Genomic DNA, 13,622 nt, shown 5'->3' on the forward strand with positions numbered 1-13,622 from the left:
GGGCGGGCCCCTTTTTCACGGGGTGAGAGTGTCGCTCAACCGCGTGTGCGCGGCGTCGAGTATCGCCTGCGAACGCGGGAAGTCGCGCAGCTGCCCGCGCAGGAGTTCCAGCGCGGGCAACAGGGAACCGGGCGGTACGTGGCGGGCCGACAGGATGTCCGCGGTCCAGGCCAGGAAACCGGTGAACAGGTCTTCGTCGCCCACGTACAGCGAGACCGCCAGGTACTCGACGATGTGGGCGATGTCCTCCGCGGCGTGCTGGCGCTGGCGGAGGGTGTACTCGCGCATCGCCGGGACGCGGTCTTCCAAACCCTTCATGACGGACTTCACCAGCCTGCTCGAAGTCCGGGAAACCAGGGTGTACTCCTGATCGGCCAGATGGGGGAGGTCGTCGAGGGGCTGATGCCCGGCCCGGGGACGGGGCAGGGGAGCCGCCAGGAGATCCGCCGCCGCGCGTGCGTCCGGGGCCCAGGCGTCCGCCCCGAGCAGCCGCGCGTACCGGCCGTCCGGCCCGAACGCCGCTCCGCCCGCGATGACCGGGGTCGCGGCCGCCTGACAGGCCGTGATCGTGGCGTGCGCGGCGGGCAGGCGAGTGGCCAGCGAAGCCGAAAGCGCCACCACGTCGGGTCCGGTGCGGTGCAGATGCGCGACCAGATGCGGGGAGGGCACCTGGGCACCGAGGTAGTCGACACGGAAACCGCGGAACTTCAGCACTTCGGCCAGCAGCCGGGCGGGCATGGCGTGCCATTCGCCGTCGACGCACGCCACCGTGACACGGCCCCGGTGCGCGCGCGGCCGGGGCAGCGCGTAGCCGAAACCGGCGAGCACCCGGTCGTTGATCGCGGTCGCCGCGTGTTCCTGCGCCACGGTGAACCGGTTCGCCGCCCATTCCTGGCCGACTTTGCGCTGCACGCCGCCGATCACGTCCAGCAGCACGCTCTCCGTGTCGATACCCGCGCCGAGCGCCGAGACCACGGCATCTCCGGCGGCGTACTCGTCCCCGGCGGTCACCGCCTGCCACAGCCGTTCGAAGTACTCCGTGGTCACGGGGTCTCGGGCCTCCGTGGGGTCCGCGGTGCGCTGATCACCAGCACCGCCATGTCGTCGTGCGGCCGACGGCCGACCCAGTGCGCGGCCAGCATCTGGACGTGTTCGGCGACCGCGTCGGCCGCCATGTCCGCGCATTCGGACAGCGCCGTATGCAGCCGTTCCTCGCCGAACATCTCGTCGCCGAGCGGGCCGCCCTTGGCCTCCACGATACCGTCCGTGTACAGCAGGCAGCTCTCTCCGGGCGCGAGGAAGATCTCCGCCGTCGTCGTCCGGATCTCGGGGAGCACGCCGATCAGATTGCCGCCGGTGTCCACCTCTTCGACGACGCCGCCGGAGCGGACGACCAGCGGCGGCGGATGCCCGGCGCAGGTGACGCGCAGCCGTACCGCGTCGCCCTCGCGGCGGGCGGAGGCCAGCGCGAGCGTGACGAACCGGCCGTCCTCATGGCTCGTCAGCGACGTGTTCAGCAGGCTGAGCAGCCGATGGTGGTCCTCGGCCATCGGCAGCAGCGCGCGCAGCGTCGTCCGGATCTTCCCGGTCAAGACGGCGGCGTCGAGCCCCTTCCCGCAGACGTCGCCGAGCACCGCCAGCGACTCGTTCCCGGCGGTGTCGACGGCGGAATGGACGTCGTAGAAGTCGCCGCCGATCAGGTCCTCGTCCTGCGCGGGCCGGTAACGCCCGGCGAACTCGACGCCGCCGAGCTGCTCCAGTCGCGGCGGGAGCAGCTCGCGCATGAGCGTCTCGGTCGTCGACGCCTGGTGGGCGAACATCCGCGCCGCCGAGATCGCGGCACCCGCACGGGCCGCGAACAGCCGCGCGAAGATCTCTTCCTGCTCGGTGAAGGCCGCCTGGTCGCCGGTGCGCAAGAGGACCAGCGCCCCGGCGGGCACGCCGTGTCCCGGCAGCGGCGTGACGACGATCGACGTCGCCGGGCCGAAACCGGCGGGCAGGATCCAGGACGGCGCGGCGCCCGGATCGAGCCAGCGTGAGGGCACCGGCGGGAAACCGCGCAGTGCCTCGTCCAGCCCCGGCAGGTCGGCGGGGTCGATGGTCAGCCTGGACAGCGACACGGCCTCGCCGCGGACACACGAAGCTGCCGGATGACCGCCCTGGACCGGCGGGGCCAGCACCACCGCCGCGGCGGCCAGATGTTCGGCCGCCAGCCGCGCGGCCACTTCGATGCAGCGTTCGACGTTGAGCGAACTCAGCAGCGCCGCCGAGGCATCCGTGAGGAACGCGACGCGCTGCCGTTCCTGCCGCAGCAGGTCGTGCGCTGCTTCCGCTTCGGTCTCGTCGGCCAGCCACCAGGTGACGACGCCGTCGTGCGGTACCGGGGCCGCGGCCCAGGAGCGGTCGCCGGCGACGCCGCGGACGATCTCGCCCGCGCCCGCGTCCGCCAGCCAAGGGGGTGTCCCGTGTCGCAGCGGGAGGCCCGGCCGCGCCTCGGGGAACAAGGCGCGGGCGGCGCCGTTGAGGTCCCGCACGACTCCGTCACCGTCGACGAGCAGGGCGGGTGAGGGCGCGGTGTCCCAGCTCCGCCCGGTCGTCACCGGATCGGCGATCACCGGCTCAGCCATCGGCGTCCGCGACTTCGAACTCCGCCCACACCGTCTTGCCGTCCGGGCGGGCTGTCTGGCCCCAAGCCGTCGTGGCCAGGGCGACGAGCATGAGTCCGTGGCCACCGGTGCCGGTCGGCGGACCGGGCCTGGCCGGTGTGCCGGATGCGCCGTCCTCGACCTCGACGCGCAGGTTGTCCCCGGTGCGCCGCAGCCGGACCAGGTACGGGGCCTGGCCGTGCCGGAGCGCGTTCGAGCTGAGTTCGTCCACGACCATCACGACGTCCGCGATCGTGTCGGCGGGCAACCCGTCCAGCGTGGTCCGCGTCCAGGCGCGCACCTCGGCGAGGCCGTGGAGGTCCTCCGCCATGGAGAACTCGCTGACCTGGGTGTCCTGGCGGACCGTGGCGTCGGACGAGGTCATGAGCGGGACGCCAGTGCGGTGCGCGCGGCTTCGACGGTCGGGTGGACCGGCATGAGTTCTTCGAGGCGCAGCAGCGTGAGTGGCCGGACGACGGCGTGGACCGACGTGGCGACGGCGAACCGGCCGTCACTCTCGCGCAGTACCTGGGCCAGTCGGAGGAGGACTTGCAGACAGCTCGAATCGCAGAACCGGACCTCGGTCATGTCCGCGACGGCCAGGCCGGACGACGGCGGGCGCTCTTCGATCACCTGACGGAGCTTGGCGGACACGGCGAAATCGAACTCGCCGGTCATCGCGTACACGGTGAATCCGTCGGAGTCGTAGGTCTCCAGCGTCCAACCGTCTCCGGAAGAGCGGTGGAGGGGCCGCGCGACATCGGTCGTCATCAATGCTCCTGCTCGGGGTGCTGCCAACGAGGGCTGGCGGCTCAACCCCTGTACCGGAATCTACCAGCGTCGCCCCCGGCGGACCGGCTGACCGACAGGGTTCGCGGGCCGGGGCGGTCGTGAGTGGGGATTCGGGTTCTTTAGGGGTAAGGCGCAGATGGCGAGTTCGGCCGCTCGGGTGTTCGGCGGGGCAAGGACCGGGAACAGGCGCCCCGCCAGGCCACGCACCTCGGCTCGGTGCGGTCTGACGGGTCGGCGGTGTCGCGAAAGCCACTTTCACAACGTTGAAGGTTGCGAAAGCCACTTTCGCAACATTCCAAGCAGACAAGACGGCAAGCGAACAGGACACTTTTCCTCCCCTCGATGACCAGAGTCGCCACTCACGATCCACCCGGGTCGAGCCGGTCCTTCGCTTGCCCGAACGGACGGCACGTGTGTCCAGGCGGACGACACGGGTGATCAGACGGACGGCACGTGTGTCCAGGGGGACGACACTCGGCGACGGCCGAGTCCACCGTGTGCCGTCCGTCTGATCACGCGCGCCGTCCACTCGATCACGCGCGCCGTCCACCCAGTCACGCGTGCCGTCCCATCGGTCACGCGAAGACGCTCGACCCGTAGGTACGCAAGACACGGTTGGCCTGACCCGAAACGCCACTCGCGACCACTTGGGCCGAGTCGCCCTGAGGTAGCGTCCGGATCATGGAGTTCCGGGATTTCGACGGCATCAAGGTGCGGCGTCCCTCGGTCGGGCGGGACGACCTCACCGCCGAACCCGCCGTGTTCGGGGGCTACTTCGATTTCGACTCCGTCCATCTCGACGGCGGCGAGCAGGACGACGTCCGCGGCGGCGGGGAGATCGTGCGTTCCCTCGTCTCGGAAGTGAGCCTGGCCAACGCCCGCCTCGACAGGCTGACACTGTCCGACGTCGTCCTCGAAGGCGTCGATCTCTCCAACGCGGCCATCCGCGAACTCTCCGCACGACGCGTCGAAATCCTTCGCTGCCGCGCGATCGGGCTGGGCGTTTCGATCGCGTCGGCTTCCGATCTGTACGTCGAGAACGCGCGGTTCGACTACGCGTCTCTGGCCGTCGAGCGGGTCAAGGGCCCGGTCGTGTTCTCCGGGTGTTCGTTCCGGGAGACGGTGTTCTCCGGCGACCTGTCCCGACTGACCTTTGTGGACTGTGACTTCACCGAAACGGAGTTCGCGGCGACCGGCGCGGCGGACTGCGACCTGCGCGGCTCCCGGTTGTCCGGAGTCCGGGGGCTGCTCACCTTGCGCGGCGCGAAGATCACCGCCGACCAGGCTGTTTCGATCGCGGGGATCCTCGCGGCCGAGAGCGGGTTGCGGGTCGTCGGGTGACCCCGGATCAGCCTTCGGGGTAGAAGACGAAGAGCGTGCACCCGGTCGCGGACGCCGGCACGTGCCACGAACCGGCCGGGGCGTGCAGGAAGGTCCCCGCCGGATAGTCGCGCGCGCCGTCGTTGAAGGTGCCGGAGAGGACGTACACCTCCTCGGCTCCCGGCTCGTGGACGTCGCGATGCGGCCACGAGGTGCCGGGATCCATCTCCAGTACGTTGGCGTGCGCGCCGTCCGGACCTGTCCACAGTGGACGAAGCCGGATCCCGGGGAAGAGTTCGCGGACCGGGGATTCCTTGACGGAGACGGAAGTGTAGCCCGCTTGGGCGAGGATCTCGGGGTGCATGGACTCATCGTGCCGCGATCACCGGGCCGTCGGACAGTGTCCGGGAAGACATCATGGGGTACTTTCTTGCCATGCATCGCGTGATGGCCCTGGTGCGGCCGGTGCAGTCGACGTTCGAGCTCGGGATCGCCGCCGAGGTCTTCGGCACGGAGCGGGCCGGGGTGCCGCGGTACTACGAGTTCGACGTCTGCACGGAGAAACCCGGCCCTGTCCCGACCACCGCCGGGTACGCGATGTCCGTGACCCGGGGCCTTTCCGCGCTGTCGGACGCGGACACCGTGCTCATCCCGGGCTGGTCCCCGGTGGAAGCCCCGCTCCCGGCACCCGTGCGCCGGGCGCTGCTCCGCGCGCACGCCGGGGGAGCGCGGCTGGTCACGATCTGTTCCGGCGTTTTCGCGCTGGCCCGCACCGGACTGCTCGACGGCAGGACGGCGACCACGCACTGGGCCCGCGCCGCCCGGCTGCGCGAGGAATTCCCGCGGATACAGGTGAAACCGGACGTGCTCTACGTCGACCACGGCGACGTCGCCACGAGCGCCGGGGCGGGCGCAGGGATCGACCTCTGCCTGCACCTCGTCCGGCGGGACCACGGGGCCGCGCACGCCGCTTTGGTCGCCCGGCACATGGTGATGCCGCCGCATCGCGACGGCGGTCAGGCACAGTTCGTCCCGGCCCCGCCGCCCGAGGACGAACTGGACGGCCTCCTCGCCTGGGCGGGCGAACGGCTCGGGGCACCGTTGTCGGTGGGCGACTTGGCCGCGCATCTCAACGTCTCGCAGCGCACGCTGGCCCGGCGTTTCGCCGATCGGCTCGGCACCACGCCGGGCGCGTGGCTGCTGGCCCGGCGGGTGACCGAGGCGCGCACCCTCCTGGAGGAGACCGGCCTGCCGGTCGAGGTGATCGCGACCCGCGTCGGTCTCGCCTCGGCCGTCAACCTCCGCCGCCGTTTCCGCGACCAGGTCGGGACGACGCCGGGTGCGTACCGGCGCGCGTTCCGGGTTTCGCCTTGAGCGGAACGGAGCACACGGGCCCCGGCCCGATGTCACGATGAGCGTATGGCGGACATCCTCCCTTTCCACCAGAAGCGCGCCTCCACTTCGGACCGCGAGCCCGAACCGCTGTGGCGTGACGTGCTGGGCAAGAGCCTGCGCGCGGCGAGGGAGGAACAGGGCGGCCGTCTCGTCGACATCGCGGAACGCGCCGGGATCTCGCCGCAGTACCTGTCGGAGATCGAGCGCGGCCGCAAGGAGCCGTCCAGCGAGATGATCGCCGCGGTCACGGGCGCGCTCGGGATCGACTTCGCGGATCTCCTGTTCGGTATCGCGGGCACGGTCCGGCGGGGCGGCAGCACGGGCCTCGCGGTCGGCCGCCGCCCGTCCGGGCCCTTGCTCATGGCTGCCTAGGCCCGGGCGTCGAGCACCCGGTCCGCGAGTCCGTAGGCGACGGCGCCCGCCGCGTCGAACACGCGGTCCCGGTCGGTGTCGTGCCGCAGATCCGAGACGGCCCGGCCGGTGTGCGAGGACAGGATCTCCTCCAGCTGCGTCCGCACCCGCACGACCTCGTCGGCCTGGAGGATGAGGTCCGGGATCGTGCCGCGGCCCTGCGCCGCGGGCTGGTGCAGCACGACGCGGGTGTGGGGCAGCACGAACCGGTGCCCGGCCTCGCCCGCGGCGAGCAGGATCGCGCCCGCCGCGACGGCCTGGCCGACGCAGGTCGTCGCCACCGGCGCCTTGATGAAACGCATGGTGTCGTACAGTGCGAGCATCGCCGACGGGTCGCCGCCCTCGGTGTTGATGTAGAGGTTGATCTCCTGCTCCGGGTTGTCCGCCTCCAGGTACAGCAGCTGGGTGATCAGCGCGTTCGCCACGCCGGAGTCGATCGCGGTGCCGAGATAGATGATCCGCTCCGACAGCAGATGCGAGTAGACGTCCATGATCCGCTCGCCGCCCGGACTGCGGGAGATGACGTTGGGGATGGTGTAGGTGCTCATGCGCCGGCACCCCTTTCCGAGCCGAGGCCGAGTTTGTGGGAGCGGACGGGGACGACCTGGTCGAGGCTTTCGACGATGTGGTCGATGAAGCCGTATTCCCGCGCCTGTCCGGTGGTGAACCAGCGGTCGTGGAGGGAGTCGGCGAAGATCCGGTCGATCGGCTGCCCGGTGTCGTCGGAGATGAGGCCGAGCACCGTGTCGCGTGTGTAGCGCAGATCGTCCGCCTGCACCTCCACCTCGACGGCCGAGCCGCCGATGCCCGCCGAACCCTGGTGCATCAGGATCCGCGCGTGCGGCAGGGCGAACCGTTTGCCCGGCGTGCCCGCGGAAAGCAGGAACTGCCCGGCGCTGCACGCCAGCCCCAGCGCGAGCGTGGCGACGTCGCACGGCACGAGCCGCATCACGTCGCGGATCGCCAGCATCGACGGGACCGAGCCGCCCGGCGAGTGGATCCACAACGCGATGTCCTTGCGGGGATCCTCGCTCGCCAGTGACAGCAGCTGGGTGGTGAGCACCGTCCCGTTGTCGTCGTCGAGCGCGCCGTCGAGGACCAGCACACGCTTGCTGAAGAACTGTTCCCGGAGCCGTTGGTCGAAGAGTGGCTGCTTCTCGTAGTCGGTCATGCCCCGACGATGCCGCCGGGGCACGGCCTTTCGCCGGTTTCTCTGCTGTGAGCGGATCAGCCCACAGCAGGGCGTTCGGCCGGGACGAACCACACGGCGATCGTCAGCGCGATGGCGAAGAGGAGGAGCAGGAGATCGATGGTGAAGCCCGGCTGGATCGCGAGGCCGAGGTGGATCCGGTCCTCACCGATGACGGTCAGCAGACCGAACGAGAGCAGCGTCAGCAGCGCGGAGACACTGAGCATGAGCTGTCCCGCCCGGACCCTGGCGAGCAGGCTCGCGCCGCCCGCCACCGCGGCGACTCCGGCGACTATCGAGCTGAAGTCCCCCACAATCATCGACAGCTCCGAGAAGTCGAAGAAGTAGTACGCCTGGTGCATCACCATCGCGTTCGTGAGCAGCGCGAACCCGAGCACCATGCCCGCCACTCCCGCCAGGATCGCGGCCACCGACGGCGTGCGCACCCCGGGACGCGGCGGCGCGGGCAGGACCGGCACCGGGGCTTCGGCGCCGTTCGCGGCCAGTGCCAGCATCGGGATCGCGTGATCCGGCAGCATCCGCGCGTGCGGCGCCTTCGCCAGCAGGCCGCGGAGGACGTCCGCCAGTGTTCCGTGCGTCCGGCTGAAGACCGGCTGGTCGTTGACGACGGCGTACAGCGTGGCCGCGACGTTCCCGCGCAGGAAGGGATTCGCGCCCTCGGCCGCGCCGAGCAGGGTCACGCCGAGCGACCAGAGATCGGCGTGAGGAGTGTCTTCGTGCCCCGCGATCCTTTCCGGGGCGAGGAAAGCCGGTGAACCTGCCGGGTCGAGGGCCTGGCCGACCCCGAAGCCGGTCAGCCTCGCCGTGCCGTCGGAGGACACCAAGATGTTCGCGGGCCGCACGTCTCCATGCACGGCGCCCTTCGCGTGGGCGGCCGCGAGTGCGCCGAGTACCTGCCTGCCGATGCCGGCCACCAACCGCGGCGGGAGTGGCCCCGAGGACGCCAGGTCCTCCAGCGTCCGCCCGTCCACCGGGTCCATCACGACGAACGGCGTCCCGTCCGCCACCACGACCTCGTGGACGGGCACCACCGACGGGTGCTCCGCCACGACACCGGCCTCACGCCGGAGCCGTTCGACGACGGCCGCGCGGGCGGATTCGTCGAGCGCGGGCAGCAGCAGCTCCTTGATCGCGACCTGGCGCCCCTCCTGCCCGTCCTCGCCACGCCACAGCACGGCCGTCCCGTCGCCGCCCAGCTTCTCGAGCAGGGTGTAGCGCTCGGCGATCGTGCGCGAAACTGCCGTCACGGTGGTTCTCCTCGAATCCCGAAGTGTCTTCGCGGGGACGCTAACCAGGCATCATGAAAAACCGATGAAATGGCCGATCGTCCATAAAGGCCGCCGATGGCTGGATATATTCACAGTCATGCTGACCTTGGCGGCGCTGGTCGCGGACCCGGATCTCGAACTGCGGGTGGTCGTCCCCGGCCGAGACGGGGCGATGGCCGGGCAGGTGCTGTGGGTGCACAACACCGAGCTGCCCGACCCCGGGCCGTACGTGCGCGAGCACGAGGTCGTGCTGACCAACGGCCTGTGGCTGGACCGCACCGACCCGGCGGACTTCGTCGCGCGGGTGGTCCGCGCGGGAGCGGCCGGGATCATCTTCGGGCTGCGCGTCGAACGACGTGACACCCCTCCGGCGCTCGCCGAGGCGTGTCGCGAAGCCGGGCTGCCGCTGCTGGAGATCTCTGTGGCTGTGCCCTTCACGGCCGTCACCCGCGCGGCGGCGGCGATCCAGGCCGCGGACCGGCAGAGCGCGCTGATGTCGTTGGTGCGAAGGGGAGACGAGCTGACCTCGGCGCTTTCGCGAGGCGCGGGCGCCTCCGGGGTGCTGGAGGTCCTGCGCCGTGAGCACGAGCTGCCGCTCGCGGTCGTGGACCGGATGGGCCGGGAGCTGGCGTCCGCCGGGGCGGGCCTGGACGCCGGGCAGACACGCGCCGCGGCGGAGGCCCTGACCCGGCATCCGCCGCCGCTGGAGGCGGATCTCGGCGCGGGGACACGGGCGGCGCTGTTCCCGGTCGGCGCGATCGGCGACGCGGACGCCGCGCTGCTGTGCCTGCGTCCCGTGGCCGGGCTGACGCGGGACGAGCGGGACGCGCTGGAGCAGACCGCCCGCTACCTCAGCCTCGAAGTGGCCCGGCACCAGGCGGTGCAGGCCATCGAGATGCGGTTCGCCGTCGAACTGCTGGACATGGTGCTCTCCGGCGCGCAGCGGGTCGCGGAGGTGCCCGGCAGGCTGCGCGCGTTCGGGGTCGACCCGGACGGTCCGCTGGCCGTGATCGCGCTGGCGTTCGCCGGCGACGACGCCACCGCGACCCTGCCGGGGATGGCGGAGGCCGTCACGGACTTCCTGCTGGCGGACGGGTTGCCCGCGGTCGTGGCGGCGGGCAGCCGGGACGTCGTGGCGGTACTGCCGTTCCGCTCGGGAAGACAATCGCCCGCCGCGTTCGCGCCCCGGCTGGCGGCGGCCGTTTCGCACCGGTTCTCCGGCGGGCGCGTGGTCGTCGGGCTGGCCGATCCCGTGTCCGGCGCGGCCGGGCTGCGCGAACCGTTGTCGCGCAGCCGCGAAGCCTGCCGCGTGCTCCGGGGCAGGCGTGGCGGGCCGGTGGCGGCGAGTTTCGCCGAACTGGGCAGCTACCGGCTCCTGCTGGAGTCGCACGACGAGCAGTGGCGGTACACGTTCGCCGACGTCCTGCTCGGCCCGCTGCGCGAGCACGACCGTGCCCGCGACGGCGACCTGGAGACGACCTTGCGGGCGTTCCTCGACCACGACGGCCAGTGGGCGGCCACCGCCGCGGCCCTGTTCGTGCACGTCAACACCTTGCGCAACCGGCTGGCCAAGGTCACCGAGCTGACCGGCCGCGACGTCGGGCGCACCGCGGACCGGGTCGACCTCTTCCTGGCACTGGAAGCGGCTCAGTCCGGGTAGACCGCCGGATCGATTTCCAGGCGCCGCAAGGGTTCGGCGGGTAAGGCTGGGTCGGCCAGCGCCGCGGCCGCCACGTCGCGGCACCGCGCGAACCGGACGTCGCCGAGGCCGAGCCCGAACTCGATGAGCGCCCGCACTGCCTCCAGCCGCCCCGGCCTGCCCGACAGGAACGGGTGCAGGCACAGGTTGAACAGGCATCGGTACCGGCGCATCGCGTCGAGCTCCGCGCGCCACATCTCCAGTACCCGGACCGGGGAGGTGATCACCGAACCGATCTGCGGCGAGGGAAGGAACGCGTACTGCTCCCAGTCGTCGAGCGACCAGTGCACCGGCAGCTCGGCGATCCGGCCCGCCCCGGTCTCGATCAGATAGGGCCGGTCGTCGGCCATCAGCGACGAGTCGTAGCTCAGCCCGTGTTCCGCCACCAGCGCCGGAGTGTCCCAAGTGGACTCCCAGCCCGCCGCGCGATGCCCGCTGATCTCGATGCCCTGGCGCGCGAAGACCTCCATGCCCCGTTCGAAATCGGCTCGCTGCCCGGCGGCGGTCATCGTGGTCGGCGGCCGGTGGCTGTAGGAGTGATGCGCCACCTCGTGCCCCCGTTCCACGATCGAGGCGGCGAGGCCGGGCCGCTGTTCGGCGACCCAGCCCGGCACGAAGAACGTCGCGGGCACGGCCAGTTCACCGAGCAAGTCGAGAATGCGCGGCACCCCGACCTTCGGCCCGTACGCCTGATGGGACATGGTCGACAGATGCCCGGCGTAACCCCGTCCGTGCGCGAGGATCGGGGATTCCGCGTCCACGTCGAAGGTCAGGGTCGCCACCGCGGCCGCGCCGCCGTGCCAGCTTGTTTCGGTCACGCTTGCCGACTCTCCCGCCAGCGGCGCGAGTTCGCCACCGTGACCGTCGGGGAGACCATCGCGCGATCGAACTCGGCCAGGGGTTCCGCCGCGGCGACACGGGCGGGCAGATCGGGATTGGCCAGCGCGCCGTGCCCGATCGAGAGCAGGTCGGCGTGCTCGCCTTCGAGCACCTCTTTCGCCTGGGTGAGATCGTGCATCCCGCCGTTGGCGATCACCGGCAGCCCGGTGACCTTCCTGGCGAGGGCGGTGATGGTGCCGCCGTCGGCCAGCTTCGCCGTTTCGAGCCAGTTCCGGCCTTCGCTGGCGATGTGGAGGTAGTCCGCGCCCGCCTCGGCGACCGCGGCGAAGATCACCTCGGCGTCGTCACGGCCGCCGGGCCAGCGGTAGGTGAAGTCGTTGACCTTCGTCTGCGACAGCCGCACACCGGTCACCAGCTCCGGCACGGCCTCGGCGACGGCGGTGACGACGCGGGCGGTCAGCCGGATCCGGTCGGCGACCGATCCGCCGTAGGAATCGGTGCGCCGGTTGGTGTAGTCGGTGAGGAACTGGTCGAGCAGGTATCCGTTGGCCGCGTGCACTTCGACGCCGTCGAACCCGGCCTCGCGGGCACGCCGGGCCGCCGCGGCGAATCCGTCGACGACGTCGTCGATCCCGGCGGTGGTCAGTTCCCGGGGCGCGGCCCACGGCCCGGAACCGCCGTACGCGGGCATCATCTCCCCGCGCGGCTGGACGGCGGAGGGGCCGACGGTGTGGTCCCGGTGCGGATTCCCCTGGGAGATCGCGCCGGCGTGCATGAGCTGCGCGATCATCCGGCCGCCCGCCGCGCGCACTCCGGCGGTGACCACGCGCCAGCCCGCGACGTGTTCGTCGCGCGCGAGGCCGGGCTGGTTGAGGTATCCCTGGCTGGCCGCCGTGTCCGGGTAGGTGCCCTCGCTGAACACGAGCCCGAACCCGCCGCGGGCGAATTCGGCGTAGTAGTCGGCCATTTCGCCGGTCGGCGTGCCGTCGGGCGCGGCCGAGACCCGGGTCATGGGGGCGACGGCGTAGCGGTTGCGCAGCGCGAGACCGCCGAGGGTGGCCGGGGCCAGCGCGGGGTGGGCGTGGCCGACGGTGGTGGTCATGATCGTGTTCCTCCATTGTGGACTGTTTCGATGGCGAGCGGGGAGAGTCCGGCGTCGCTGATCCGGACGAGATCCTGCGGGCAGGCGGAAACCACGACGACGCAATCCAGTTCGGCCCGCAGCGTGACGGCGTCGCCGGGCCGCGAGGTCGCGGTCAGCCAGCTCAGCCTGCCGTCCGCTCCGACCGGGATGCGCATGAAGACGTTGATCGGCTGCGGGGCCGGGCCCGTGAAGCCCAGCCCGAGCTCGCTCAGCGCCTCGCGCAGGTTCGTGGCGCAGGACCGGTGACCCGGCGCTCCCAGCGCGGCATACCGGGCCGGGTCGCAGGCCGGGATCAGCATGTCGTGCTCGCCGGGCGAGGTGTCCTCGGCCAAGGTCAGGATCGGGCGGCGCCGGTCGGTCACGAAGGCCTCGCCTACCGCGGGGAACAGCCTGTCGGTCGCGGCGCGGGTGTGCGCCGCGCTGTGGTGCTCGGCCAGGTCGGTCCCGCTGTCGGTGAACGCGAACACGTCGCCGACCTGGCCGCCCTCGACGTCGATCACCCGGATCAGGTCTCCCGCGGCCACCCGGACGGCTTTCGCGGTCCCCGGTGGCACTTCCGTTCTGCCCATGCCTTCAGCAAACCCGGGGTGGGGGTCTGCCCGCCATGGAGGAAGCTCCATGATCGTGGATCTCTGCTGGAGGAACCTCCAAGAGGCGAGTGGGGTAGTTGGGTGATGCGAGTGTGGAGGATTCGGGACGTTCAACGTCCCGATTCCTACATCGTCACGAGGCCGCCGAGCGGGGAAGAATCCGGACGTTCAGCGTCCGAAATCTTCCCCCGTCACATCTCCACCCCAGCGGGCAGGCGAGGCGAACCCAAGCCCAGTGGGTGAACAAACACCGGTCCGCTCCAACCCGAATCGCCACTCACGACCACGGTGACCAAGCTCGGAACTTT

15 protein-coding genes are annotated in these 13,622 nt (G+C 71.3%); 4 read left to right on the top strand and 11 right to left on the bottom strand.

Annotated features, from left to right (window positions below; all coding sequences use genetic code 11):
- Positions 1-15 precede the first annotated feature (15 nt).
- Genes CFP71_RS35640 through CFP71_RS35655 form a run of 4 tightly spaced genes read right to left on the bottom strand, consistent with a single transcriptional unit; the run spans position 16 to position 3,416 of the window.
- On the bottom strand, positions 16-1,047 hold the full coding sequence (locus CFP71_RS35640) for a cobalamin B12-binding domain-containing protein (RefSeq protein WP_093938342.1): 1,032 nt from the start codon (positions 1,045-1,047) through the stop codon (positions 16-18).
- A complete protein-coding gene (locus CFP71_RS35645; RefSeq protein WP_093938343.1) occupies positions 1,044-2,627 on the bottom strand; it encodes a PP2C family protein-serine/threonine phosphatase in 1,584 nt (527 codons plus the stop codon). The genes CFP71_RS35640 and CFP71_RS35645 overlap by 4 nt, the downstream gene beginning before the upstream one ends.
- A complete protein-coding gene (locus tag CFP71_RS35650; RefSeq protein WP_093938344.1) occupies positions 2,620-3,030 on the bottom strand; it encodes an ATP-binding protein in 411 nt (136 codons plus the stop codon). Before CFP71_RS35650 ends, CFP71_RS35645 begins: the two co-directional genes overlap by 8 nt.
- On the bottom strand, positions 3,027-3,416 hold the full coding sequence (locus CFP71_RS35655; protein WP_093938345.1) for an STAS domain-containing protein: 390 nt from the start codon (positions 3,414-3,416) through the stop codon (positions 3,027-3,029). Before CFP71_RS35655 ends, CFP71_RS35650 begins: the two co-directional genes overlap by 4 nt.
- Before the next feature lie 702 nt (positions 3,417-4,118).
- On the opposite strand from CFP71_RS35655, the gene CFP71_RS35660 reads away from it, so the two are divergent.
- Positions 4,119-4,778: a pentapeptide repeat-containing protein gene (locus CFP71_RS35660; protein WP_093938346.1), complete on the top strand. Its 660-nt coding sequence runs from the start codon at positions 4,119-4,121 to the stop codon at positions 4,776-4,778.
- A 7-nt stretch (positions 4,779-4,785) separates the two neighbouring features.
- On the opposite strand, the gene CFP71_RS35665 is transcribed toward CFP71_RS35660, so the two are convergent.
- The gene (locus tag CFP71_RS35665) at positions 4,786-5,121 is read right to left on the bottom strand and encodes a cupin domain-containing protein (RefSeq protein WP_093938347.1); all 336 of its coding nucleotides are present in this window, start codon (positions 5,119-5,121) and stop codon (positions 4,786-4,788) included.
- Between the two features lie 71 nt (positions 5,122-5,192).
- On the opposite strand from CFP71_RS35665, the gene CFP71_RS35670 reads away from it, so the two are divergent.
- Both CFP71_RS35670 and CFP71_RS35675 read left to right on the top strand, forming a co-directional pair.
- A complete protein-coding gene (locus CFP71_RS35670; RefSeq protein ID WP_093938348.1) occupies positions 5,193-6,131 on the top strand; it encodes a helix-turn-helix domain-containing protein in 939 nt (312 codons plus the stop codon).
- Between the two features lie 45 nt (positions 6,132-6,176).
- Complete coding sequence (locus CFP71_RS35675; protein ID WP_093938349.1) at positions 6,177-6,524, top strand: helix-turn-helix domain-containing protein; 348 nt, start codon at positions 6,177-6,179, stop codon at positions 6,522-6,524.
- Here CFP71_RS35675 and CFP71_RS35680 read toward each other — a convergent pair.
- The 3 genes from CFP71_RS35680 to CFP71_RS35690 are packed head-to-tail and all read right to left on the bottom strand — an operon-like array spanning position 6,521 to position 9,020.
- A complete protein-coding gene (locus CFP71_RS35680; protein WP_093938350.1) occupies positions 6,521-7,111 on the bottom strand; it encodes a ClpP family protease in 591 nt (196 codons plus the stop codon). The two genes, CFP71_RS35675 and CFP71_RS35680, sit on opposite strands and share 4 nt — an antisense overlap.
- On the bottom strand, positions 7,108-7,734 hold the full coding sequence (locus CFP71_RS35685; protein ID WP_093938351.1) for a ClpP family protease: 627 nt from the start codon (positions 7,732-7,734) through the stop codon (positions 7,108-7,110). Before CFP71_RS35685 ends, CFP71_RS35680 begins: the two co-directional genes overlap by 4 nt.
- A gap of 56 nt (positions 7,735-7,790) precedes the next feature.
- Complete coding sequence (locus CFP71_RS35690; RefSeq protein WP_093938352.1) at positions 7,791-9,020, bottom strand: serine/threonine-protein kinase; 1,230 nt, start codon at positions 9,018-9,020, stop codon at positions 7,791-7,793.
- 118 nt (positions 9,021-9,138) lie between these two features.
- Here CFP71_RS35690 and CFP71_RS35695 point away from each other — a divergent pair, with 118 nt between their 5' ends.
- Entirely contained in the window at positions 9,139-10,701 is a 1,563-nt protein-coding gene (locus CFP71_RS35695; RefSeq protein ID WP_093938353.1) for a PucR family transcriptional regulator, read from the top strand.
- On the opposite strand, the gene CFP71_RS35700 is transcribed toward CFP71_RS35695, so the two are convergent.
- Genes CFP71_RS35700 through CFP71_RS35710 form a run of 3 tightly spaced genes read right to left on the bottom strand, consistent with a single transcriptional unit; the run spans position 10,689 to position 13,293 of the window.
- Positions 10,689-11,558, bottom strand: a complete 870-nt coding sequence (locus CFP71_RS35700; RefSeq protein WP_093938354.1) for a polysaccharide deacetylase family protein — start codon at positions 11,556-11,558, stop codon at positions 10,689-10,691. The two genes, CFP71_RS35695 and CFP71_RS35700, sit on opposite strands and share 13 nt — an antisense overlap.
- Positions 11,555-12,682: an oxidoreductase gene (locus CFP71_RS35705; RefSeq protein WP_093938355.1), complete on the bottom strand. Its 1,128-nt coding sequence runs from the start codon at positions 12,680-12,682 to the stop codon at positions 11,555-11,557. The genes CFP71_RS35700 and CFP71_RS35705 overlap by 4 nt, the downstream gene beginning before the upstream one ends.
- Positions 12,679-13,293, bottom strand: coding sequence for a DUF1989 domain-containing protein (locus CFP71_RS35710; RefSeq protein ID WP_093938356.1), 615 nt, complete (start codon positions 13,291-13,293; stop codon positions 12,679-12,681). The genes CFP71_RS35705 and CFP71_RS35710 overlap by 4 nt, the downstream gene beginning before the upstream one ends.
- Between the last annotated feature and the right edge of the window lie 329 nt (positions 13,294-13,622).

This window comes from Amycolatopsis thailandensis (assembly GCF_002234405.1).
In the GTDB taxonomy this organism is placed as follows: Bacteria; Actinomycetota; Actinomycetes; order Mycobacteriales; family Pseudonocardiaceae; genus Amycolatopsis; species Amycolatopsis thailandensis.

Bases quoted from the DNA above. Each gene is read 5' to 3' on its own strand.
- CFP71_RS35675 (WP_093938349.1), top strand. From the start codon at position 6,177: ATGGCGGACATCCTCCCTTTCCACCAGAAGCGCGCCTCCACTTCGGAC.
- CFP71_RS35645 (WP_093938343.1), bottom strand. From the start codon at position 2,627: ATGGCTGAGCCGGTGATCGCCGATCCGGTGACGACCGGGCGGAGCTGG.
- CFP71_RS35705 (WP_093938355.1), bottom strand. From the start codon at position 12,682: ATGACCACCACCGTCGGCCACGCCCACCCCGCGCTGGCCCCGGCCACC.
- CFP71_RS35665 (WP_093938347.1), bottom strand. From the start codon at position 5,121: ATGCACCCCGAGATCCTCGCCCAAGCGGGCTACACTTCCGTCTCCGTC.
- CFP71_RS35685 (WP_093938351.1), bottom strand. From the start codon at position 7,734: ATGACCGACTACGAGAAGCAGCCACTCTTCGACCAACGGCTCCGGGAA.
- CFP71_RS35650 (WP_093938344.1), bottom strand. From the start codon at position 3,030: ATGACCTCGTCCGACGCCACGGTCCGCCAGGACACCCAGGTCAGCGAG.
- CFP71_RS35660 (WP_093938346.1), top strand. From the start codon at position 4,119: ATGGAGTTCCGGGATTTCGACGGCATCAAGGTGCGGCGTCCCTCGGTC.
- CFP71_RS35710 (WP_093938356.1), bottom strand. From the start codon at position 13,293: ATGGGCAGAACGGAAGTGCCACCGGGGACCGCGAAAGCCGTCCGGGTG.
- CFP71_RS35670 (WP_093938348.1), top strand. From the start codon at position 5,193: ATGCATCGCGTGATGGCCCTGGTGCGGCCGGTGCAGTCGACGTTCGAG.
- CFP71_RS35695 (WP_093938353.1), top strand. From the start codon at position 9,139: ATGCTGACCTTGGCGGCGCTGGTCGCGGACCCGGATCTCGAACTGCGG.
- CFP71_RS35655 (WP_093938345.1), bottom strand. From the start codon at position 3,416: ATGACGACCGATGTCGCGCGGCCCCTCCACCGCTCTTCCGGAGACGGT.
- CFP71_RS35680 (WP_093938350.1), bottom strand. From the start codon at position 7,111: ATGAGCACCTACACCATCCCCAACGTCATCTCCCGCAGTCCGGGCGGC.